Here is a 19,525-nt window from a genome sequence, read left to right as displayed (position 1 = left end):
CCCTTGCCGGCGCCCGCCTGTCGCCGGGAGGCGTCGGCAAGGACGGCCCGCCGTGTCCAGGCCACGGGCCGTTGCGGAAAGGGGCGGACCGTGCGCGTCGGCAGGAGCCCGTTTCGCCGTCGAGCATTGTGCGGAGGACCCCGAGGTGACCGGCATGACGGGTGGTTTCCTCGATCGTGTGGAAAGCACCCGGCGCAGGGTGGCATCGAGTACCTCGTACACCGAGTCGGGAACGCCGCATTGTCGGGAACGCCGCATTGGCCGAGCGGGTGGACCGCGATGTTCTCGCTGGAGAGTGGGCACCGCTGGGCGTACGCGCCGAGAAGTCGAGTGAGGCGTGCGTCGTGGGCTTTCGGCGTCTTCGGGAAGTGTTCGGAACGGCGGGCTGCCGGGGCGGCCGAGGACGTGGTCTTGAACCAGGACTCCGCACCATGGAACACGGCTCTGCACCACCGAAGACGTGCGACGACCCGGCGGCGTCATGAGCGGCGAGGCGGGAAGGGCGGCGCGGTGGGCGTCCGCTTCCGGGAGCCGTGCGCACTTCCCGTCGGCTATGGCGCGCTGGAGCTCCAGCCGGCCGGTCGACCGGCCGAGTCCGTAGGCCTCGTGGGACGGGTGTACGCCTGGGGCCGCGTCGGCATGGGGACGCAGGTCGGCGAGGCCTGCCGTACGGGGTGATCGTGGCCGTCAGCGCGGTGGCCGCGGGGCCCCCAGGTGGATGTCCGCGAGCTCGGGCCACCAGACGTGGGTCTGGGCGGCGGAGCGGAGGTAGGCGTGGGTGTGGAGCCCCGCGTCGGGGCCGGCCGTGAGCAGCGCGGGGAGGGCGGGGAGCGGGGCCACCGCCGCCGGGTCGTCCAGCACCAGGGTGATTGGTGGGTCGAGCCGACCGGAGGATGACCGTTCGGCCATGCCCCGGCCGTGCTCGACCACGCATTCGGTGAGCGCCGTGAGGAAGGGCATCGCGCCGGCCTGGCGGCGCGGGGCCTCGATCGGTTCGCCCACGACATACAGCGTGCCCAGTTCGGCGGCGAAGGATTCCAGCGCGACCGAATCGTTGCGTGCGGCGGAGCAGGCGTCGCGGAGGTGCGGCTGCCCGAACTCCGCGAACGCGTGCCGGAGCAACGCCGTGGCCGCGTCCCGGCGTTCGGGGTGCGCGGTGAGGGCGGCCTCCAGTTCCCCCGCGGCCCCCGGCGCTTCCGGGGTGCGGCGCAGCACGCGGACGGCGTCGGCCGTGCCCGTGCCCGTCGCCCAGCGGCGTACCTGGCGGAAGGGCTTGCCGGAGACGGCGGCGGCCTGGAGGCAGCAGCGCAGCATCGTCACCGCGAGGTCGTGTACGGCGCCGTCGGCGGCGGCCGGGCCGCGCACCGGTGCGAGCAGGGCGGTGGCCCGGGCGCGTGCCGTGCCGGGGTGGGTGCAGCCGTGCTCCGGGGCCCAGCGCAGTCGTTCGGGAGCGTCGGTGCGGTGGGTGGGGTCGTAGACGTGGGTGGGGCCCAGCTTGGCGCGGGCTCCGACGGTCGTGGCCCACAGGCCGGGATCGGCGGTGACCACGACGGCGGCGCCCTCGGCCGTGGCGAGCACGGTGGCCGGGTCGGCGTCGCGCCGCAGGTACAGGCCGCCGGCAGCGCCCGGGAGGGGCGGCTCGGCGATGACCGACGCGACGGGGCGGGGAAGAGGATTCGTCAGTTCGGGTGGAGTGGGTGGAGCGGACGAGGAGTGCGCGGTGATCGCCGGGGGCGTTCCGGCGACGGTCGGGCGCGCGGACGAGCGCGGGCCGGCGGACGGGGGGCGTGTCGCCGTGCCGTCCGTCGTCGCCTGCGGTCCCGGTGCGTCCGTGGCCGGTGCGCCCTCCGCGAGTTGGCGGGCGGCGGTGCGGGCGCGGCGGCGGGTGCGGCGCCGCGCCAGGGCGGTCAGGGCGGCCAGGGCCACGACGCCCGCCACCATCGCCTCGCCGACGAGCAGGCCCCAGAACAGGCCGGGGCCGGAGAGCGTGGCCGGGTCGGCGTCGGGCCAGGCGGCGGCGAGGTCGGCCGGAGCGGCGACCAGCTCGCGGAGGGCCAGCGGGGTGCGGGCGAAGGACAGCCCCGCCGGCCAGGCGCCGTGGGACAGGAGCCCGGCGAGTCCGGCGGCCGTCCAGGTGAGCACCGTGCCGATCAGGAGCACGGCGAGCAGGCCGATGAGCAGGCCGTCCGGGACGCCGCCCCCACCGGGCCCGCGGGCGGGGCCGGCGGCCGGGCCGTGCGCGGTGCCGCCGGCCATCTCAGGCCACCGTTCCGTCGGCGTGGCTGAGCTTGTCGAAGGTGAGGGCGCGGCGTTCGGTCTCCGTCTCCAGGGCGATGTCCAGGTCGTCCAGTGCGGCCTCGCCCACCTCGGTGTTGTGCGCGGCGGCCTCCGTCATGGCACGGTCGGTGAAGACCAGAGGCCGCTCGGACTCCGTCACCAGGTGCTTGACCACCTGCACGTTGCCGTTGACGTCCCACACGGCGATGCCCGGGGTCAGGGTGGGGATGATCTCCACGGCCCAGCGGGGCAGGCCGAGCATCTGGCCCGTGGCCCGGGCCTCGTCCGCCTTCTGGGCGTAGATGGTCCGGGTGGAGGCCATCTTGAGGATCGCCGCGGCCTCCCTGGCGGCCGCGCCGTCCACCACGTCCGAGAGGTGGTGGACGACGGCGACGAAGGACAGGCCCAGGCGGCGGCCGAACTTCAGCAGCCGTTGGAAGAGCTGGGCGACGAACGGGCTGTTGATGATGTGCCAGGCCTCTTCCACCAGGAAGATGCGCTTCTTGCGGTCCGGCCTGATCCACGTGTGCTCCAGCCACACGCCGACGATGGCCATGAGGATGGGCATGGCGATGGAGTTGCGGTCGATGTGGGAGAGGTCGAAGACGGTCAGCGGGGCGTCCAAATCGATGCCGACGGTGGTGGGGCCGTCGAACATGCCGCGCAGGTCGCCGTCGACCAGCCGGTCCAGGACGAGGGCCACGTCCAGGCCCCAGGAGCGCACGTCGTCCAGCGCGACGTTCATCGCCCGCGCCGCCTCCGGTTTGGGGTGGCGGAGCTGTTCGACGATGTCGGTGAGCACCGGTTGCCGCCCGGTCACGGTGGCGTTGACGTAGGAGTGGGCCACCTTGAGCGCGAAGCCGGCGCGCTCGTCGAGGCCGTGGCCCATGGCGACCTCGATGATGGTGCGCAGGAGGGCGAGCTGCCCGGTGGTGGTGATGGCCGGATCGAGCGGGTTGAGGCGGATGCCCTGGTCGAGCGCGGCCGTGGGGTCGAGGCGGACGGGGGTGATGCCGAGCTGCTCGGCGATGAGGTTCCACTCGCCGACGCCGTCCTCGCCCTGCGCGTCGAGCACGACCACCTGGCGGTCGCGGAAGCGCAACTGGCGCAGCACGTAGGTCTTCTCCAGCGCGGACTTGCCGTTGCCCGACTCGCCGAGCACGAGCCAGTGCGGGGCGGGGAGCTGCTGGCCGTAGAGCTGGAAGGGGTCGTAGATGTAGCCCTTGCCGCTGTAGACCTCGCGCCCGATGATCACGCCCGAGTCGCCCAGGCCGGGGGCGGCCGTCGGGAGGTAGACGGCCTGGGCCTGTCCGGTGGAGGTGCGCACGGGCAGCCGGGTGGTCTCGGTCCTGCCGAACAGGAAACTGGTGAACGCGTCGGTGACGGCGGTGAGCAGGCTCATCGGCGGATGCCCGTCGCGAACGGCAGCGTGTTGACGAAGGCGCGGTGGTGCTCGCGGTCGCACCACTCCAGCTTGAGGTAGCTCTTGCCCGCCGCCGCGCGGATGGTGCGCTTGTCCCGGGCGAGGGCTTCGGGGGAGCGCGCGGAGACGGTGAGGTAGCCGACCAGGTTGACGCCGGCGGCGCCGCTGGCCAGGTCCTCGCCGCGTTGGTCGACACGGCCGGAGGCGGCGATGTCGCGCGGGTCGACGGTGCGGTTCATCTTGGCCTGGCGGCTGGCCTCGGCCGAGTCGTTGGTCTTCTCCGTCAGCATCCGCTCGATGGCCAGCTCTGTGGGCTCCAGGTCCATGCAGACGGCGACGGTGCGGATGACGTCGGGGGTGTGGACGAGCAGCGGTGCGAGGAAGTTGACGCTGACGGGCGTCATCGGCCACTCCTTGACCCAGGCCGTGGCGTGGCACCACGGTTCGCGGGTGGCCGACTCGCGGGTCTTGGCCTGGAGGTAGCCCGGCTCGGTGGCGTCCAGCTCGGCGGGCCAGGCGTTGCGCTCGGTCATGGCCTGGATGTGGTCGATGGGGTGGTCGGGGTCGTACATGGCGTGGATGAGCGAGGCGAGCCGGGCCTGGCCGAGCGGTTGGCGCACGCGGATGTCGGCCTCGGCCAGCCGGGCGCAGATGTCGGTGAGCTCGCGCGTCATGACGATGGCCAGGCCCTCGTCGCGGGAGAGCCGGCGGCCGGTGCGGCGGTTGGCGCGGGCGATCGTGGTGGCCTCCGCGGCCAGTTCGCGGCCGTGCTGCATGCAGGCGACGAGGTAGGCGCGGTGCTGCTCGCTGGAGGTGGAGACCATGGACTGCAACTGGTCGTAGGACTCCGCCAGCCAGGGTGGGGCGTGGGCGTCGCCGCGCTGGGCGACGTCCTTGGCGTGCGCGTCGGGGTCGGCGGGGAGGGTGCGGGCGAGCATCTGCAGCCGCGTGACGTAGCCGTCGCCGTTGGCCACGTGCTTGAGGAGGGTGCCGAAGCGGTCGACCAGCGCCTCCTGGTCCTCGCTGTCGCGCAGGCCGACGCCGGGGCCCTCGATCTCGATGGCGGCGGTGACGGTACGGCGGTCGGCGTGCAGGAGCACGGCGATCTCGTCGGGACCGAAGGGCGCCGTCAGCCAGGAGATGCGGCCGACGCCCGGCGGCGGCCCGATGGCGACCTCACGCCCGTCCAGGGCGACCCCCGCCTCCGGGGCGGCCGAGCGGTAGGTCGCGCCGTGGCGCAGCAGCCGCCGGTAGGAGCGGTCGATCTCGATCCAGCGGAAGTAGGTGCGACCCCGGTAGGGGACGTAGACGGCGGCCAGCGCGAGCATCGGGAAGCCCGCGAGCAGGGTGATGCGCAGGGAGAGCAGGGGGACCAGCAGGCCGCTCATCATGCCCAGGAACGCGCCGACGACGATCAGCGCGATCTCGCCCGTCTCCCGGTTCTTGCCGATGACGGCGTTGGGACGGGCCCGGCCGATGGTGTACGTGCGGCGCGGCGCGACGGCGTGGGGTGTCGTCACCTGCGGTCACCTCCGGTGCGGTTCTCTGGCCCGCGGGTGTGCGTGCGGGGCGGTGGGGGCGTGGCCGTGCGGGTGCTGTGGGCGGCGACGCCGCCGGCGACCGGGTTGGGCTGCTTGGCCTGGCCGCCCCCGGCTGCCTGGGCGCCGTTCTGGGCGCCGGTCGGTGCGCTGCCGCGGGTGCTGTGCGTGCTGATGCCCTGGCGCAGCATCGCGGCGGGCGTGGAGACGGCGGCGACGGCCTTGCGGGAGGCGGGGTCGGCGGAGGCGTTTCGGTGCTGGACGATGTCGTCGCCGAAACCGGGCACGAAGCGGTAGATCATCGCGGAGGCGAAGATGGCCAGCAGGATGATGGCGAGCCCGGCGACGATCGCGCCCAGCGCGCCCGGGCCCTCCTCGGCGGAGAGTGCTCCGGCCAGGCCCAGCACGATGACGATCACCGGCTTGACCAGAATGACGGCGATCATGATCCCGGCCCAGCGGCGCACGTGACCCCACAGGTTCCGGTCGACCAGGCCCGAGTAGACGACGACGCCCAGGAGCGCGCCGACGTAGAGCAGGGCGGCGCGGATCACCAGTTCCAGCCAGAGCACGCCCGCGGCGAGCACCGACACCAGCGAGACGACGATGAGCATGATCGGTCCGCCGCCGATGTCCTCCCCGGAGCGCAGGGCCTCGGCGAAGGTGCCGAAGAAGGTGTCGGTCTGCGAGCCGGTGGCGGAGGCGATGACGTCGGTGACGGCGTCGGTGGCGGAGACGAGCGTGTAGAGGATCAGGGGGGTGAAGGCGGACGCCAGCACGACGAGCCACAGGAAGCCGACGGCCTCCCCGATGGCGGTCACCAGCGGCACCCCGCGGACGGCGCGCTTGGTGACGGCCAGCAGCCACAGCACGAGCGTGAGGATCGTGGAGGCGGCGAAGACGACGGCGTACTGGCGCAGGAAGGTGGTGTTGGTGAAGTCGACGTCGGCGGTGGCCTCGACGGCTTCGGAGAGCTTGCCGACGATCCACGCGGCGGCGTCGGCGCAGCCGCTTGCCAGCGAGGCGAGCGGGTCCAGCGTGTCCAGCGTCTCCGCCCGCGACCCCCCGCCACTCCCGCCGGCCCCTTCGCCGCCTTCGCAGAGTTCACGTGCGGTGCCGGAGACCAACTCGCATTCCGGTTTGTTCTCTTCGGCGGTGGGGGAGGGCTCGGCTCCGGTCGGGGCCGGGGTCGGCTCGGCGGCGGCCGGGACCGCCAGCAGCAGCGTGGCGGCGGGCAGGAGCATGGCCAGCCCGGCCGCGCGCGGTGCCGGGAGCTGAGAGGAGCGCTTACCGGGCATAAGTGAAGCCTCCGTATCCTTCCACCGCTTCCGCGATCTCGTCCGCGCTCGATGCGCGCAGGTCACCGTTGACCGGGGCGGGGCCCGGCTGCTGGGTGAACTCGGCGACCTTCCAGTCGCCTTCGGACCACCGCAGCGTCAGGGTCATGGTGAACCAGTCCGTGGTGACCGGGGTGCGGGACTCGGGCCCGGCCATCCCGTACACACCCGTGCACCACACCTCCAACCGCGCCGTGTCCTCGGCGTAGTCGACGACCTTGGTGCCGACGGGCACGGTGCGCGAGACGTAGGTGTACCCCTGCGGGGCGTCGCCCTGTGCGTCGAGGCCGATCTGCTCCAAGAACTCCGGTGTGTAGGAGCGCTCCATCTGCTCCGTCATGGTGTCGACCTGGTCTGGCGTGAACACCTGCGCCACGATCGACCGGCGCTTCTCCGGTTTGATGATCTCGGCCGAGATGAGCGCCACGACGTAGTTCGCGGCGGCGCTCTGGGCGCCTTGGGGGGTTCGGGGGAAGCCGGAGGGGAGGGTGCCGGGGGGCGCGTCGACCGGGGTGGTGCCGGTGGGGGCGGTGGGGTTCGCCTGGGCGCCGCCCGCGCCGTCGTCCCCGCCGTCCCCGCCGCCACGGGTGGCGAAGGCGATGGCGGCGATGAGGAGCACGACGACGCCGACGACCGTCAGCAGGCTGCGGCCCGGCCGGACGGTCGGGGTGCGGGCGTCCGCCGGGAGCTCGTCGTTGGGCAGGCGGACGCGGGTGCCCGCGCGGCGTGGTGCGCCGTACGCGCGCTCGTCGCCGTAGCCGTCGCCGCTACTCATGGAAGGCCGCCCCTCGCCCCGTCGCCGTCAGTGTCAACCATCAACCGTCTTCCGCTTATTGTCCCCTCACTCGAAGGTAGCGGGGTCTCGCTGTCCACGGGCGGGGTGTGACGATATGACTGCAAAGTGACACGGGGGCGCCCAGCAGTGCGGGGCAAGGGCTGTGGTGTCCACACCTGTGGATAACTCGCCGGGAGTCTGCCCCGGGCGCGCGGGCGGGAATCCGCGAGGCGCGGGGAACCGCCGTCCGCCCGCGCGGCGAGGCCGCCCGCGCGGCGAAGTCGGCGAGGCCGCCCGCGCGCCCGCGGGTGCCCCGGAGGCCGGGCCGTGCGGGTGGGCCCGGTCAGCGCTTGCGCACGACCGTGACGCCGTCGCGCAGCGGCAGCATCACGGAGGTGACGCGCACGTCGGCCGCGATGGCGTCGTTGACGGCGCGGATCGCCTTCACCGGCTCGCTCTGCTCCGCCTCGTCGACCACGCTGCCGCCCTGCAGCACGTTGTCCAGGGCGATGACGCCTCCCGGCCGCAACCGGGTGACCAGCTCCTCGTAGTAGTCGGGGTAGCCGCCCTTGTCGGCGTCGATGAAGGCGAAGTCGACGTTCTCCTCGCGCGGCAGGGAGCGCAGGGTCTCCAGGGCCGGGCCGAGCCGCAGCTCGACGCGGTCCGCGACGCCGGCGCGCTCCCAGTAGCGGCGGGCGGTCGCCGTCCACTCCTCGCTGCGGTCGCAGGCGATGAGCTTGCCGCCGTCGGCCAGGCCGCGCGCGATGCACAGCGAGGAGTACCCGGTGAAGGTGCCGACCTCCACCGCCAGGCGCGCGCCGGTGAGCTGGGTGAGCAGGGTGAGGAACGCGCCCTCGTCCTGGGTGATCTGCATGGACGTCAGGTCGGGCACCGCCTGGCGCGTCTCCTCGGCGAGATCCCGCAGCACGTCGTCGGCCGCGGGGCTGCAGTGCTCGAGGAGGTAGGTGTCCAGGTCGGGGTGGACGATGTGCACGGAAGCTCCCGGTAGGGGCGGTGTGGTGCGGTACGGCCGGTTTCGCTAGATGGCCATACCGTAGACGATCGTGAACAGGGTTCCCAGCGAGCCGATGATGAAGACGCCGGTGAGCCCCGCGACGATCAGACCCTTGCCCTGCTCCGCGCTGAAGGTGTCGCGCAGCGCCGTGGCGCCGATCCGCTGCTTGGCCGCGCCCCAGATGGCGATGCCGAGGCAGATGAGGATGGCCACGGCCATGATGACCTCGATCATCAGCCGCGCCTCGGTGCCCAGGGAGCCGAACGGACCCCAGTCGGGCGCGATGCCACCGATGATGGAGGTGATGTCGCCTTCGTCAGCCGCGAGAAACATGTGAACTCACCGCCCGGGGTGGGATGTCGGTCATGATGATGCGCTGTCCTTCCCGAATTCTGCCATGGAATGGGATGGTTGGGACGTGCGGAAAGCGGGCTGGATGGCCGTGGGGGCCATGGGACTGGTGCTGGGGTTCATGGCGCTGCTGGTGGCGGGCACCTTTCTGTCGGCGTCCCGGTTCGGCGGAGTCGGCGGTGCGTCGGTGGCGCTCGCGCCCGGCTCGGTGCCCGCGCAGTACGAGCGGCTGGTGCGGGACTGGGGCGGGCTGTGCCCCGAGCTCAGCCCGCCGCTGCTGGCCGCGCAGCTCTACCAGGAGAGCGGCTGGAACCCGCAGGCGCGCTCCCCGGCCGACGCGATGGGGATAGGCCAGTTCATCCCCGGCACCTGGGCCACGCACGGCCTGGACGCCAACGGGGACGGGAAGGCCAACGTGTGGGACCCGGAGGACGCCATCCCCTCGGCCGCCTCCTACGACTGCGCGCTGGCCGGATACGTCGACGACGTGCCCGGCGACCCGGTGGCGAACATGCTCGCCGCCTACAACGCGGGCCCCTACGCCGTGATCAAGTACAACGGGGTGCCGCCGTACGCGGAGACGCAGAACTACGTCAAGCGCATCCGGAGCCTGGAGACGTCCTTCGCCCAGCAGCGCGAGCGGCTCTCCCCCTCGCGGCAGGCGGCCGGGGCCATCCACTTCGCGCAGGAGAAGCTGGGCACGCCGTACCTGTGGGGCGGTGACGGCACGCCGGAGGACGGCGGGCGCTTCGACTGCTCGGGGCTGACGAAGGCGGCCTACGCGTCCGTGGGCATCGAGCTGCCCCGGGTGGCGAACGACCAGTGGAACAGCGGTCCGCATCCCGCGCGGGACGAGCTGCTCCCGGGCGACCTCGTCTTCTTCGCGCACGACCGCGGCGACTCGCGCAGCATCCACCACGTGGGCATCTACGTCGGCGGCGGCTACATGATCGACGCGCCGTACACCGGCGCGGTGATCCGCTTCAGCCCGATCGACTCCCTTCCGGACTACTTCGGCGCGACCCGCCCCACGGCGTGAGCCCGCGCGCCGGGCGGCCGCCGCACGGCGCCGGACGCGTTACCGGCCCCGGGGACCGCACGGCCCGGGCCCGGAAGCCGCACGGCCCGGCGCGGGGACCGGACGCGGGCCCGCCCCGGGGCCGGAGGCGGGTGGCCCGACCTGTCGCCGGGCGCGTACCCTGAGTGAGACAGGGGCGTTGAGCTGCGCTGACCGGTCACCCTTCGGTAACGTCGCGGTGATCTTTCAGTGGAGAGCGGAACGGCGTGGCCTGTCCCGGCGTTTCCTGGCAAGGATCGGTTCGTCCGACACCACGGGGGCAGCGACGAAGACGCGTACGTAGCGAGTGAGTGGAATGCGAGGCCAGGACGCCATGGGTGACTGGGACAGTCCCGACGTCGACCTGCTCTACCGAGTCAACGGCTGGGCGGCGTCCGTCCCGGACTGGGCGAACTCCACGCTGGCGTTCCTCAGCGAGTACGGCGTGATCTTCGGCCTGATGGTGCTGGGCCTGTGGGCCTGGTGGACGGCCCGCCGCGGCGCGGACCCCGTGCACGCCGTCGCGGGGCTGCTGTGGGCACCGCTCGGGGCGTCCGCCGCGTACCTGGTCAACTACCCGATCCGCGAGCTCGTCGCCCGGCCCAGACCCTTTGTCGACCACGACGGCCTCCAGGTGCTGGTGCCCGGCAAGGACGGCTTCTCGTTCGTCAGCGACCACTCGGCGCTGGTCATGGCCCTGGCCGTCGGCATCTTCCTGGTCAACCGGCGGCTGGGCGCGCTGGCCGTGCTGCTCGCGCTCTTCCAGGGCTTCGGCCGCGTCTACACGGCTGTGCACTACCCGACGGACGTCGTGGGCGGTCTGGCGCTCGGCACGGCCGTGGTGCTGCTCCTGGCCCCGGTCGCGCTCGCGCTGCTCACGCCGCTGACCCGGGCGGTGGCCGCGTCGCCGCGCGCGGGCCGGCTGGTGTGCGCACCGCGCGTCCCGGCGGAGCCGGAGCCCCGCGAGGAGGAGCCGGCGCCCCACCGCCGCGATCTCGCGGCCTGATCCCCGGGCGGTCCGGCGGCCTCACGCCGGTGCGGCCGCGCGGTCGCCGTGGTGGGCGGTGGCGTCGTCCTGGGCGCGGGAGCGGGCCCGGCGGGCGGGTCCCCGCCAGCCGCAGTGGCAGTGGGCGCTGACGAAGGCGCCGCTTTCGCGCAGGGTCGTGCGGTGCTCGCCGGGAAGGGCCGGCGCGGTGAGCGTTTCGGGCACGGCACCACGCTACCGGGGCGTAACGGGCTTTGGGGACCCTCGTTAAGCGGAGCGGGTTCCACGAACGGTCTGTTGGGGGTCTGTTGCGATGGACAGGCGGAAGGCCGCGGGCGCCGGGCTCGCGGCGCTCGTGCTGACGGCCGTGGGTGGTACCGCGTGCACCCGGCGCACGGTCGCGGTGGAGGAGCCGCCCGGGAGCGATCCGGCCGCGGTGGTGCGGCGTGCCGCGCAGGCGCTGGTCCGGGCGGGGACGTCCGACGTGCGCACCGGGATGGAGCTGGTCAGCGGCGGCACCCGGCTGACGGTCCGCGGCGTCGGCGTCTTCGACTACGGGCGGCGGCTGGGCCGGCTGGAGGTCAGCCTGCCGGACGGGCGGCAGCGCCCGGTGACGCAGGTCATCGCGCCGGGCTCGCTCTACATGAAGCACCGGGGGGCGGGTGTGCCGGCGGACAAGTGGGTGGAGGTCGACCCGCGCCGCCTGGCGGACGGGAACCTGGTCGCCAACGGCGCCACGGACCCGTTGACGGCGGCCGAGCTGCTGCGCGGCGCCACGGCGGTGCGGTACGCGGGCGCGGGGGCGGCCGAGGGCGAGCCGGTCCGGCGCTACACGGGCACCACGGACGTGGCGGCCGCCGCCCGCTCGGCCACCGGGCGCACCCGCGAACAGCTCGCCGCCGCGGCGCGGGGCTTCCCCTCGGACGCCGTGCCCTTCGAGGTGTGGCTGGACGCCGCGGGCCGCCCCCGCCTGCTGCGCTACACCTTCGCCTTCTCCGGTGCCGGTGGTGCCGACGGCGGCGCACGTGGCGGCAGTGCGGGCGGTGCCGGCGGTGCGGGCGGTGCCGGCGGTGCGGGTGCGGTCGGCGGTGCTCCGGGGGAGGGCGGCGGTGGGCCGGTGGAGGTGGTCTCCACGACCGAGCTGCACGGGTTCGGGCGCCGGGTCGCCGTACGGCTGCCGCCGCCCGGGGACGTCTACACCGGCGCCATCGCGGTCCCGGGCCAGCGGCCGTAGCGCCCCGGCCGCGGCGGCCCGGGCAGGCGGTGCGGCCGCGGTGCGGGGTGCGTGAGTCGGCAAGTGCCCTGTGCGGCCGGGCGGATCGTCCTACTCTGGGGCGATGCGGGTGAGCGGCCGGGTGGCTCCTGCGCGGGAGCGCCCACCGTTCGTGGCCCAGCGGCGAGGAGGTGGCCAGGATGCCGAGGGAAGCGGCGGCCCAGGAGCGGGAGGCGCTCGCGGAGATCGAGCTCTACGGGGAACTGATGATCGCGGCGTCCGCGGCGCCGGAGGAGCGGCTCAGCGCGGACCGCATAGACGAGGTGCTCGGCACCCGGACCCCGGTGCGGGACGGGTGAGTCCTGCCACACGGGCGCCGGTGGGCCGCATGTTTTCGGCCAGTCGCCGACGCGCGGCGAGACCCGGCCGGACGCGGCGGTGTGCGCGGGATTGTCTGGTTGGTCCGGCTCAGGTGCGCAGGAGGCGGGCGATCGCGGCCGTGGCTTCCGCCACCTTGGCCTCCATCTCCTCGCCGCCGTCCAGCGCGGCGGCGGCCACGCAGTGGCGCAGGTGCTCCTGGAGCAGTTGCAGGGCGAAGGACTGCAGGGCCTTGGTGGAGGCGGAGACCTGGGTGAGAACGTCGATGCAGTACACGTCCTCGTCCACCATGCGCTGCAGGCCCCGGATCTGGCCCTCGATGCGGCGCAGCCGCTTCAGGTGCGCGTCCTTCTCCTTGGCGTACCCGTGCGGGCCGGGCGGTGCGGCCGCCTCGCCGGGCTCGGCGGGGGCCGTCGGCGTGGGCTCCACGGTCGTCATCGTCACTCTCCCTCGTCGCCGCGGGGTCATACCCCGTGTGGGTATATTGTACCGATTGCCCCGGCGGCGCCGCGACGCCACGGAACTGCCGGTTTCGGCCCCGGTGCCCGTGGCCGCGCACGATGGGCGACACTGGTGACCGCCGGTTCGCTGTGGCCGGATGATGCGCCTAGCATCAAGCAAACTGTCGCCCGAGCACCCCCGAGGACCTGAAGTGCGCTTTCGTCTGACCCCCAGGGAGACGAGCTTCTACGACATGTTCGCAGCGTCCGCGGACAACATCGTGACCGGTTCGAAGCTCCTCATGGAACTGCTCGGGGCGGAGACCTCCGCTCGGACCGAGATCGCCGAGCGCATGCGCGCCGCCGAGCACGCGGGCGACGACGCCACGCACGCGATCTTCCACCAGCTCAACTCCTCCTTCATCACGCCGTTCGACCGCGAGGACATCTACCGCCTCGCGTCCTCGCTCGACGACATCATGGACTTCATGGAGGAGGCCGTCGACCTCGTGGTCCTCTACCAGATCGACGAACTGCCCAAGGGCGTGGACCAGCAGATCGAGGTCCTGGCGCGGGCGGCCGAGCTGACCGCCGAGGCGATGCCGCATCTGCGGACGATGGAGAACCTCACCGAGTACTGGATCGAGGTCAACCGGCTGGAGAACCAGGCCGACCAGGTCCACCGCAAGCTGCTCGCCCACCTGTTCAACGGCAAGTACGACGCCATCGAGGTGCTGAAACTCAAACAGGTGGTGGATGTGCTGGAAGAGGCCGCGGACGCGTTCGAGCACGTCGCCAACACGGTGGAGACCATCGCGGTCAAGGAGTCCTGACCGCCGTGGACACGCTCGCTCTCGTCGTCGTGGTCGGGGTCGCCCTCTTCTTCACCTACACCAACGGGTTCCACGATTCCGCCAACGCCATCGCGACGTCCATCTCCACCCGGGCGTTGACGCCGAAGGTGGCGCTCCTGATGGCCGCCGTGATGAACCTCGCGGGCGCCTTCATGGGCAGCGGCATCGCGGAGACCGTCAGCGAGGGCCTGATCGAGACGCCGAGGGGCGACCACGGGATGATCATCCTGTTCGCCGCGCTCGTCGGGGCGATCGCGTGGAACATGATCACCTGGTATTTCGGCCTGCCCTCGTCCTCCTCGCACGCCCTGTTCGGCGGCATGGTCGGCGCGGCACTGGCCGGGGCCAGCACCGTCTACTGGGACGGCGTGCTGGAGAAGATCGTCATCCCCATGTTCGTCTCCCCGCTGGTGGGGCTGGGGCTGGGGTACCTGGTGATGACGGCGATCCTGTGGGTGTTCCGCCGCACCAACCCGCACCGCGCGCAGCGCGGCTTCCGGGTCGCGCAGACCGTCTCGGCGGCGGGCATGGCACTCGGGCACGGCCTCCAGGACGCGCAGAAGACGATGGGCATCGTGGTGATGGCCCTGGTCATCGCGGACGTGGAGGACTACGGCGACCCCATTCCGGTGTGGGTGAAGGTGGCCTGCGCCGTGATGCTCTCGCTCGGCACGTACGCGGGCGGCTGGCGGATCATGCGCACCCTCGGCCGGCGCATCATCGAACTCGACCCGCCGCAGGGCTTCGCGGCGGAGACGACGGCGGCGTCCGTGATGTACGCGACGGCCTACATCTTCCACGCGCCGATCTCCACCACGCACATCATCACCTCGGCCATCATGGGCGTCGGCGCGACGCGGCGGGTGAAGGCGGTGCGGTGGGGCGTCGCGAAGAACATCGTCGCGGGGTGGTTCATCACCATGCCGGCCGCGGCCGCGGTCGCCGCGCTCGCCTACTTCGCGACCCACCTGGTGTTCGGCTAGCGGCGCGCGGACGCCGTCCGGCTGGCGGCGCGCGGACGCCGTCCGGCTGGCGTGTGCGGTACCCGCGGCGTCCGGCCCGCGCGTGCCCGCCGTGTCCCGTCTCCGCCGGGGCCGGGTCAGCGTGTGCGCGGGTCGAGGACGGTGAGGGAGGAGAACACCTCCTGGTCGTTCTGCGTGCCGCGCACGCGCACCCGCTCGCGGCCGGAGGGGTCGCGCGGCTCGGGCCGGACGTCGAGCCAGCAGGGCGCGTCGAACTCGACGTAGCGCGAGAAGGTGCTGTCGAAGTCGACCGGCAGCACGCGGCGGGGCCGGGCCTCCGCCTGCGCGGCCTGTGAGACGGCCTCCAGGAGCACCATGCCGGGCACGTGGTCGTGCGGGTGGTCGAAGAGCACCGAGTGGGCGGTGTCGGTGCGGAGCTGGTAGCGGTGCCGGGTGGCCGTCGGCGCGATGACGACGTCCCGCGGGTCCGCGCGCCCCACCAGGCTGGGGGCGACGGGGGCCGGCAGCGGCAGCGCGTTGGCGAAGGCGCGCCGGGCGTCGGCGTACTCGCGGCGCAGCCGGTCGTAGATGGCCGGCGGGTGGGTGGTGTAGCGGATCTCGGCGGTGCCCAGGGGGTCGCCGTCGCGGGTGCCGGTGACGTGCGCCGTCAGGTGGACGGAGCCGCCGCGGCGGCGGGTGACGCCGGTGTGGGTCACCCGGAGTTCCACGGCCGGGGCCCGGGCCCCGTCGCGCAGGGCGGCGGTGGTGACGGTGGAGTGGACGTACTCCCAGCCCAGGCGGTGGCCGAGCGGGATCTCGTGCACGGTGTGCGACAGGACGGCCAGCGCCTGCCGCACCGACTCGGTGAACAGCAGCGGGCTGGTGAGCCCGGAGTCCAGGGTGTAGAAGGCGTGGGCGCGGGGCCAGCTCAACGTGACGACGTGGGTGTGCGCGGACACGGTGTGCCAGGCGCGGACGAAGACCTCGGCCGGCTCCGACTTGCGCACGTAACCCCCCAGCGCCGGGTCCGGTGGCGGAGTGACGGCGGGCGTGGGCGTGCGAGCGGTGCCGGTGTCCATGCGTTCTCTCCCCGTTGGAACGTGTCAACCTGCCGTGCTGTCGACGCGTGCTGAAATGCGAAAACCTTCCGTGCTGTCAATCGGAGGGCCGCCGATCATAAAATAGAGAACACTCTTTTCTTTGTCGAGGGAGATCGGACGAGCGGTGGCCGGAAGAATGGTGAAGCAGGACCGGGCGGTGCGCACCCGCGCGGCGCTGGTGCGCGCGGGGGCGGAGGAGTTCGCCGCCAGCGGGTTCGCCGGGGCGAGCGTGGCGCGGATCGCCGTCCGGGCCGGGCTGACCCTGGGCGCGATGTACTTCCACTTCCAGAACAAGGAGGACCTCGCCCGGGAGATCGTCCGCAACCAGCCGAACCTGGTGGTGACGCCGCACGCCTCCCAGGGGCTGCAACACGCCGTCGACATCACGCTGACCTGGGCCTGCCGTCTCCTGGACGACCCGGTGCTGCTGGCCGGGGCCCGCCTGGTCATGGACCAGGAGCACTTCATCGACCCGGCGGAGAACTCGCACCGGCAGTGGGCCGACGTGCTCGCCCGCGACCTGCACGTCGCGGACCGCAGGCGCGAGTTGCGTGCGGGCGTCGACGTGGACGCGATGGCCCGGCTGCTGGTGAACGCCTGTACGGGGGCGCAGATGCACGCCAGGATGGAGTCCGGCCACCAGGACCTGCCGCAGCGCGTCGCGGAGACCTGGCGCTGCCTGCTCCCCGCGCTGGCGGTGCCGAGCGTGATCAGACGGCTGGAGTTCGGCGAGGAGCGCGGGAGGTGCGCCTGATGGAACGGGCGGTGGAACCGGCGGCGGAGCCGGTGGCGGAACCGGTGGCGGGGCCCGGCGGGCGGCCGCGGATCGTCGTGACGGGGGCGACCGGCGCCGTGGGCCGCCACGTCGCGCGGCTGCTGGCGCCGGTGGCCCGGACCCGGCTGGTGGTGCGCGATCCGGCCAGGGCGGCGGATCTCCGGCTGCCGGGCGAGGTCGCGGTCGCGGACTACCGGGACGCGCCGGCGCTGGAGCGCGCGATGGCGGGGGCCGACGCCGTCTTCGTCGTGACGGCCGACCCGATGCGCCCCGCCGACGACGAGAACATCCTGGCCGCGGCGCGCTCGGCCGGGGCCCGGCACGCGGTCCGCCTCTCCTGGCTGGCGGTGGCGGACCCGGGCGCCGACGACCTGATCGCGCGCTGGAACCGGAACGGGGAGCGCCTGCTGCACGCCTCCGGCCTGTCCTGGACGGTGCTGCGGATGCGCACCCCCATGTCCAACGCGCTCTCCTGGGCCGCCTCCGTGCGGGCGGAGGGCGTGGTGCGGGCGCTGGGCGGCACCGCGCGCACCGCCTGCGTCGACCCCCGGGACGTCGCGGCGGTCGCGGTGCGGGCGCTGACCGAGCCGGGGCACGCGGGCCGCACCTACGCGCTGACCGGGCCGGAGCCGCTGTCCGCCCGGGAGCAGACGCGGGTGCTGTCCCGGGTGCTGGACCGGCCGCTGCGCTTCGAGGAGCTGACGGCGGAGCAGGCGCTGCGGCGGTGGCGCGCGCGGCTGCCCGAGCCGGTGGCGCAGGCGCTGCTGGAGGCGGCGCGGCGGCGTGGTGCGGGGGAGGCCGCCGCGGTGGCGCACACCGTGGCCGAGGTCACCGGGGAACCGGCGACGCCGTTCGAGACGTGGGCGAAGGAGCACGCGGAGCACTTCTGAGCCCGGCGGCTCGGTGCGCCGCCGGGGCGCCGCGGCCGAGGGCCGTCCGCCTCGGCGGCGCGGGGCGGCTGGCGTGGCCCGGGCCCGGTGGGGGCCGCGGGGAAGGCGTTCGACGAAGGGTGAGGGTGCTGTGCTGAGCGGCAAGACGGTGATGGTCACGGGGGCGTCCAGCGGCATCGGCGCGGCGGCGGCCCGGCTGCTGGCCGCCGAGGGCGCGGCGGTGGTGGTGATGGCGCGGCGCGCCGACCGCCTGCGGGAGCTGGTGGAGTCCGTCACCGCCTCCGGCGGGCGGGCGGTGGCGGCGGCGGGCGACGTCTGTTCCCCCGCCGACGTGGCGCGCGCGGTGTCGGTGGCGGTGGAGACCTTCGGCTCGCTGGACGCGGCCTTCAACAACGCCGGGTGGGGGACGCTGGGCACGCCGCTGCACGCGATGGACGACGCGGACTACGACCGGATCATGGACGTCAACGTGCGCGGGGTGTGGAACTGCCTGCGGCAGCAGATACCGGTGATGCTGCGCCAGGGCCGGGGCGGGTCCATCGTCAACACCTCCAGCACGGCGGGGCTGTTCGCCACCGGCGCGGCCGCGCCGTACGTGGCGGCCAAGCACGCGGTGGCCGGGCTCACCAAGGCCGCGGCCGCCGAGTACGGCGCGCGGGGCATCCGGGTCAACGCGCTGATGGTGGGCAGCACGCGCACCGAGATGCTGGCGGACGCCGCCACGCGGGTGCCGGGTCTTGAGGAGCACGCCGTGGCGCGGGCGATACAGCGGCGCCTCGCCGACCCGGAGGAGGTCGCGCAGGCGGTGGTGTGGCTGTGCAGCGACCGCGCCTCCTTCGTCACCGGCGCCTCGGTGCCGGTGGACGGCGGCTGCAGCGCCGTGTGACGGCCGCGCGCGGCCGGTGACGGGCCCGCACGCCGCCGACCGCCGGTTGGTCAGTCCGGGGGGCGGCGGCGCGCGGGGGTCGGGGGCCGACGGAGTGGGGGGCGCTGCCGCGCGCACGGCGCGGGCGGGGGCGGGGGCGCGGCGTGCGCGGTGCGGGCATACGTCCCCCTGGTCGGCAGCGTCCGTCGGCAGCGGAAAGATAGCATTCTTTTTTTTCTGAGGGCACCCCGCCGACGCCCCGCTCCCGTCCGGCACGCCGCTTCCGCCGCGTACGCCGCCCGGCGGGACGGGGCCGGGGCCGGGGCCGGGGGCCGGGGGCGCCGTCCCGAAGGGTTCCGCCTCCCCGGCCGGGCGCGGAATGGGGCGGGCCCGCCTCCGGGGCAACGGAGGCGGGCCCTTTCGTCCTGCGGTGGCACCGCCATGCAGCACCGCAGACGTCTGCTCAGCCGAAGCGGCCGGAGATGTAGTCCTCGGTGGCCTGCACCGAGGGGTTGGAGAAGATGCGCTCGGTGTCGTCGATCTCGATGAGCTTGCCGGGCTGCCCGATCGCCGCGAGGTTGAAGAACGCGGTGCGGTCGGAGACGCGCGCGGCCTGCTGCATGTTGTGGGTGACGATGACGATCGTGTACTGCTCCTTGAGCTCCCCGATCAGGTCCTCGATGGCGATCGTGGAGATCGGGTCGAGTGCGGAGCAGGGCTCGTCCATCAGCAGCACCTGCGGTTCGACGGCGATGGCGCGGGCGATGCACAGCCGCTGCTGCTGCCCGCCGGAGAGGCCGGAGCCGGGCTTGTTGAGCCGGTCCTTGACCTCGTTCCACAGGTTCGCGCCGCGCAGCGACTTCTCGACGACGCCGTCGAGCTCGCTCTTGCGGTACGCGCCGTTCAGCCGCAGTCCTGCCGCGACGTTGTCGTAGATGGACATCGTCGGGAACGGGTTCGGCCGCTGGAAGACCATGCCGATGGTGCGCCGGACGGCGACGGGGTCGACGCCGGGTCCGTACAGGGACTCGTCGTCCAGCAGCACCTTGCCCTCGACGCGGCCGCCGGGGGTGACCTCGTGCATGCGGTTCAGGGTGCGCAGGAAGGTGGACTTGCCGCAGCCGGAGGGGCCGATGAAGGCGGTCACCGAACGGGGTTCGACGGTCATCGAGATGTCCTCGATGGCCTTGTGGGAGCCGTAGTAGGCGGTGAGGCCGCTGACGTCGATGCGCTTGGCCATGTCAGATCACTTCTCTTCTGGTGCTTCGTCTACGTCGTGGGTCCGCCGGG

20 protein-coding genes are annotated in these 19,525 nt (G+C 73.5%); 9 read left to right on the top strand and 11 right to left on the bottom strand.

All coding sequences use genetic code 11. The features are described from left to right. Nucleotides 1-687: 687 nt before the first annotated feature. From OSB71_RS10845 to OSB71_RS10815, 7 genes are all read right to left on the bottom strand, one after another. Complete coding sequence (locus OSB71_RS10845; protein WP_265946940.1) at nucleotides 688-2,256, bottom strand: type VI secretion protein; 1,569 nt, start codon at nucleotides 2,254-2,256, stop codon at nucleotides 688-690. 1 nt (nucleotide 2,257) lies between these two features. After that, entirely contained in the window at nucleotides 2,258-3,679 is a 1,422-nt protein-coding gene (locus OSB71_RS10840) for an ATP-binding protein (RefSeq protein ID WP_265946938.1), read from the bottom strand. After that, nucleotides 3,676-5,220 (bottom strand): SCO6880 family protein, encoded by a 1,545-nt coding sequence (locus tag OSB71_RS10835; RefSeq protein ID WP_265946936.1) that lies wholly within the window; start codon nucleotides 5,218-5,220, stop codon nucleotides 3,676-3,678. Before OSB71_RS10835 ends, OSB71_RS10840 begins: the two co-directional genes overlap by 4 nt. After that, nucleotides 5,217-6,536, bottom strand: coding sequence for a hypothetical protein (locus tag OSB71_RS10830; protein ID WP_265946934.1), 1,320 nt, complete (start codon nucleotides 6,534-6,536; stop codon nucleotides 5,217-5,219). Before OSB71_RS10830 ends, OSB71_RS10835 begins: the two co-directional genes overlap by 4 nt. Continuing rightward, nucleotides 6,526-7,350, bottom strand: a complete 825-nt coding sequence (locus OSB71_RS10825; RefSeq protein WP_265946933.1) for a DUF8175 domain-containg protein — start codon at nucleotides 7,348-7,350, stop codon at nucleotides 6,526-6,528. The genes OSB71_RS10830 and OSB71_RS10825 overlap by 11 nt, the downstream gene beginning before the upstream one ends. Nucleotides 7,351-7,693: 343 nt before the next feature. Continuing rightward, nucleotides 7,694-8,344, bottom strand: a complete 651-nt coding sequence (locus OSB71_RS10820) for an O-methyltransferase (RefSeq protein ID WP_265946931.1) — start codon at nucleotides 8,342-8,344, stop codon at nucleotides 7,694-7,696. A gap of 45 nt (nucleotides 8,345-8,389) precedes the next feature. Further along, nucleotides 8,390-8,698, bottom strand: a complete 309-nt coding sequence (locus OSB71_RS10815; protein WP_265946929.1) for a DUF8827 family protein — start codon at nucleotides 8,696-8,698, stop codon at nucleotides 8,390-8,392. Nucleotides 8,699-8,801: 103 nt separating this feature from the next. Here OSB71_RS10815 and OSB71_RS10810 point away from each other — a divergent pair, with 103 nt between their 5' ends. Together OSB71_RS10810 and OSB71_RS10805 are read left to right on the top strand one after the other, a co-directional pair. After that, nucleotides 8,802-9,755 (top strand): C40 family peptidase, encoded by a 954-nt coding sequence (locus OSB71_RS10810; RefSeq protein WP_416237241.1) that lies wholly within the window; start codon nucleotides 8,802-8,804, stop codon nucleotides 9,753-9,755. A 334-nt stretch (nucleotides 9,756-10,089) separates the two neighbouring features. After that, nucleotides 10,090-10,779: a phosphatase PAP2 family protein gene (locus OSB71_RS10805; protein ID WP_265946925.1), complete on the top strand. Its 690-nt coding sequence runs from the start codon at nucleotides 10,090-10,092 to the stop codon at nucleotides 10,777-10,779. 21 nt (nucleotides 10,780-10,800) lie between these two features. On the opposite strand, the gene OSB71_RS10800 is transcribed toward OSB71_RS10805, so the two are convergent. After that, nucleotides 10,801-10,983: a hypothetical protein gene (locus OSB71_RS10800; protein ID WP_265946923.1), complete on the bottom strand. Its 183-nt coding sequence runs from the start codon at nucleotides 10,981-10,983 to the stop codon at nucleotides 10,801-10,803. 88 nt (nucleotides 10,984-11,071) lie between these two features. On the opposite strand from OSB71_RS10800, the gene OSB71_RS10795 reads away from it, so the two are divergent. Both OSB71_RS10795 and OSB71_RS10790 read left to right on the top strand, forming a co-directional pair. Continuing rightward, the gene (locus OSB71_RS10795) at nucleotides 11,072-11,992 is read left to right on the top strand and encodes a hypothetical protein (RefSeq protein ID WP_265946921.1); all 921 of its coding nucleotides are present in this window, start codon (nucleotides 11,072-11,074) and stop codon (nucleotides 11,990-11,992) included. Nucleotides 11,993-12,171: 179 nt separating this feature from the next. Continuing rightward, nucleotides 12,172-12,330: a hypothetical protein gene (locus OSB71_RS10790; RefSeq protein WP_265946919.1), complete on the top strand. Its 159-nt coding sequence runs from the start codon at nucleotides 12,172-12,174 to the stop codon at nucleotides 12,328-12,330. Between the two features lie 109 nt (nucleotides 12,331-12,439). On the opposite strand, the gene OSB71_RS10785 is transcribed toward OSB71_RS10790, so the two are convergent. Continuing rightward, nucleotides 12,440-12,787, bottom strand: coding sequence for a metal-sensitive transcriptional regulator (locus OSB71_RS10785; RefSeq protein ID WP_265946917.1), 348 nt, complete (start codon nucleotides 12,785-12,787; stop codon nucleotides 12,440-12,442). 214 nt (nucleotides 12,788-13,001) lie between these two features. Between OSB71_RS10785 and OSB71_RS10780 the strand changes: the two genes are divergently transcribed. Together OSB71_RS10780 and OSB71_RS10775 are read left to right on the top strand one after the other, a co-directional pair. Beyond that, nucleotides 13,002-13,622, top strand: a complete 621-nt coding sequence (locus tag OSB71_RS10780; RefSeq protein ID WP_265946916.1) for a DUF47 domain-containing protein — start codon at nucleotides 13,002-13,004, stop codon at nucleotides 13,620-13,622. Nucleotides 13,623-13,627: 5 nt separating this feature from the next. After that, nucleotides 13,628-14,626 carry an inorganic phosphate transporter gene (locus OSB71_RS10775; RefSeq protein WP_265946914.1) on the top strand — a complete coding sequence of 333 codons (999 nt, stop codon included), beginning with the start codon at nucleotides 13,628-13,630 and terminating at the stop codon, nucleotides 14,624-14,626. Between the two features lie 116 nt (nucleotides 14,627-14,742). Here OSB71_RS10775 and OSB71_RS10770 read toward each other — a convergent pair whose 3' ends face one another. Beyond that, complete coding sequence (locus OSB71_RS10770) at nucleotides 14,743-15,684, bottom strand: ScbA/BarX family gamma-butyrolactone biosynthesis protein (RefSeq protein ID WP_265946912.1); 942 nt, start codon at nucleotides 15,682-15,684, stop codon at nucleotides 14,743-14,745. Between the two features lie 157 nt (nucleotides 15,685-15,841). Between OSB71_RS10770 and OSB71_RS10765 the strand changes: the two genes are divergently transcribed. From OSB71_RS10765 to OSB71_RS10755, 3 genes are all read left to right on the top strand, one after another. Next, nucleotides 15,842-16,459: a ScbR family autoregulator-binding transcription factor gene (locus tag OSB71_RS10765; protein ID WP_265946910.1), complete on the top strand. Its 618-nt coding sequence runs from the start codon at nucleotides 15,842-15,844 to the stop codon at nucleotides 16,457-16,459. Next, a complete protein-coding gene (locus OSB71_RS10760; protein ID WP_265946957.1) occupies nucleotides 16,459-17,370 on the top strand; it encodes an NAD(P)H-binding protein in 912 nt (303 codons plus the stop codon). The genes OSB71_RS10765 and OSB71_RS10760 overlap by 1 nt, the downstream gene beginning before the upstream one ends. A gap of 130 nt (nucleotides 17,371-17,500) precedes the next feature. After that, entirely contained in the window at nucleotides 17,501-18,256 is a 756-nt protein-coding gene (locus OSB71_RS10755; protein WP_265946908.1) for an SDR family NAD(P)-dependent oxidoreductase, read from the top strand. 442 nt (nucleotides 18,257-18,698) lie between these two features. On the opposite strand, the gene pstB is transcribed toward OSB71_RS10755, so the two are convergent. After that, complete coding sequence (gene pstB, locus OSB71_RS10750) at nucleotides 18,699-19,475, bottom strand: phosphate ABC transporter ATP-binding protein PstB (RefSeq protein WP_265946906.1); 777 nt, start codon at nucleotides 19,473-19,475, stop codon at nucleotides 18,699-18,701. Nucleotides 19,476-19,525 lie beyond the last annotated feature (50 nt).

It is taken from the genome of Streptomyces marinisediminis (assembly GCF_026262575.1).
Taxonomy (GTDB): domain Bacteria; phylum Actinomycetota; class Actinomycetes; order Streptomycetales; family Streptomycetaceae; genus Streptomyces; species Streptomyces marinisediminis.
This window is presented reverse-complemented; position numbering and strand designations above follow the sequence as displayed.

Excerpts from the sequence above, each read along its gene's own strand:
- OSB71_RS10845 (WP_265946940.1), bottom strand. The coding sequence starts at position 2,256 with ATGGCCGGCGGCACCGCGCACGGCCCGGCCGCCGGCCCCGCCCGCGGG.
- OSB71_RS10840 (WP_265946938.1), bottom strand. The coding sequence starts at position 3,679 with ATGAGCCTGCTCACCGCCGTCACCGACGCGTTCACCAGTTTCCTGTTC.
- OSB71_RS10830 (WP_265946934.1), bottom strand. The coding sequence starts at position 6,536 with ATGCCCGGTAAGCGCTCCTCTCAGCTCCCGGCACCGCGCGCGGCCGGG.
- OSB71_RS10825 (WP_265946933.1), bottom strand. The coding sequence starts at position 7,350 with ATGAGTAGCGGCGACGGCTACGGCGACGAGCGCGCGTACGGCGCACCA.
- OSB71_RS10815 (WP_265946929.1), bottom strand. The coding sequence starts at position 8,698 with ATGTTTCTCGCGGCTGACGAAGGCGACATCACCTCCATCATCGGTGGC.
- OSB71_RS10810 (WP_416237241.1), top strand. The coding sequence starts at position 8,802 with ATGGCCGTGGGGGCCATGGGACTGGTGCTGGGGTTCATGGCGCTGCTG.
- OSB71_RS10805 (WP_265946925.1), top strand. The coding sequence starts at position 10,090 with ATGCGAGGCCAGGACGCCATGGGTGACTGGGACAGTCCCGACGTCGAC.
- OSB71_RS10795 (WP_265946921.1), top strand. The coding sequence starts at position 11,072 with ATGGACAGGCGGAAGGCCGCGGGCGCCGGGCTCGCGGCGCTCGTGCTG.
- OSB71_RS10790 (WP_265946919.1), top strand. The coding sequence starts at position 12,172 with ATGCCGAGGGAAGCGGCGGCCCAGGAGCGGGAGGCGCTCGCGGAGATC.
- OSB71_RS10785 (WP_265946917.1), bottom strand. The coding sequence starts at position 12,787 with ATGACGACCGTGGAGCCCACGCCGACGGCCCCCGCCGAGCCCGGCGAG.
- OSB71_RS10770 (WP_265946912.1), bottom strand. The coding sequence starts at position 15,684 with ATGGACACCGGCACCGCTCGCACGCCCACGCCCGCCGTCACTCCGCCA.
- OSB71_RS10765 (WP_265946910.1), top strand. The coding sequence starts at position 15,842 with ATGGTGAAGCAGGACCGGGCGGTGCGCACCCGCGCGGCGCTGGTGCGC.
- OSB71_RS10760 (WP_265946957.1), top strand. The coding sequence starts at position 16,459 with ATGGAACGGGCGGTGGAACCGGCGGCGGAGCCGGTGGCGGAACCGGTG.
- pstB (WP_265946906.1), bottom strand. The coding sequence starts at position 19,475 with ATGGCCAAGCGCATCGACGTCAGCGGCCTCACCGCCTACTACGGCTCC.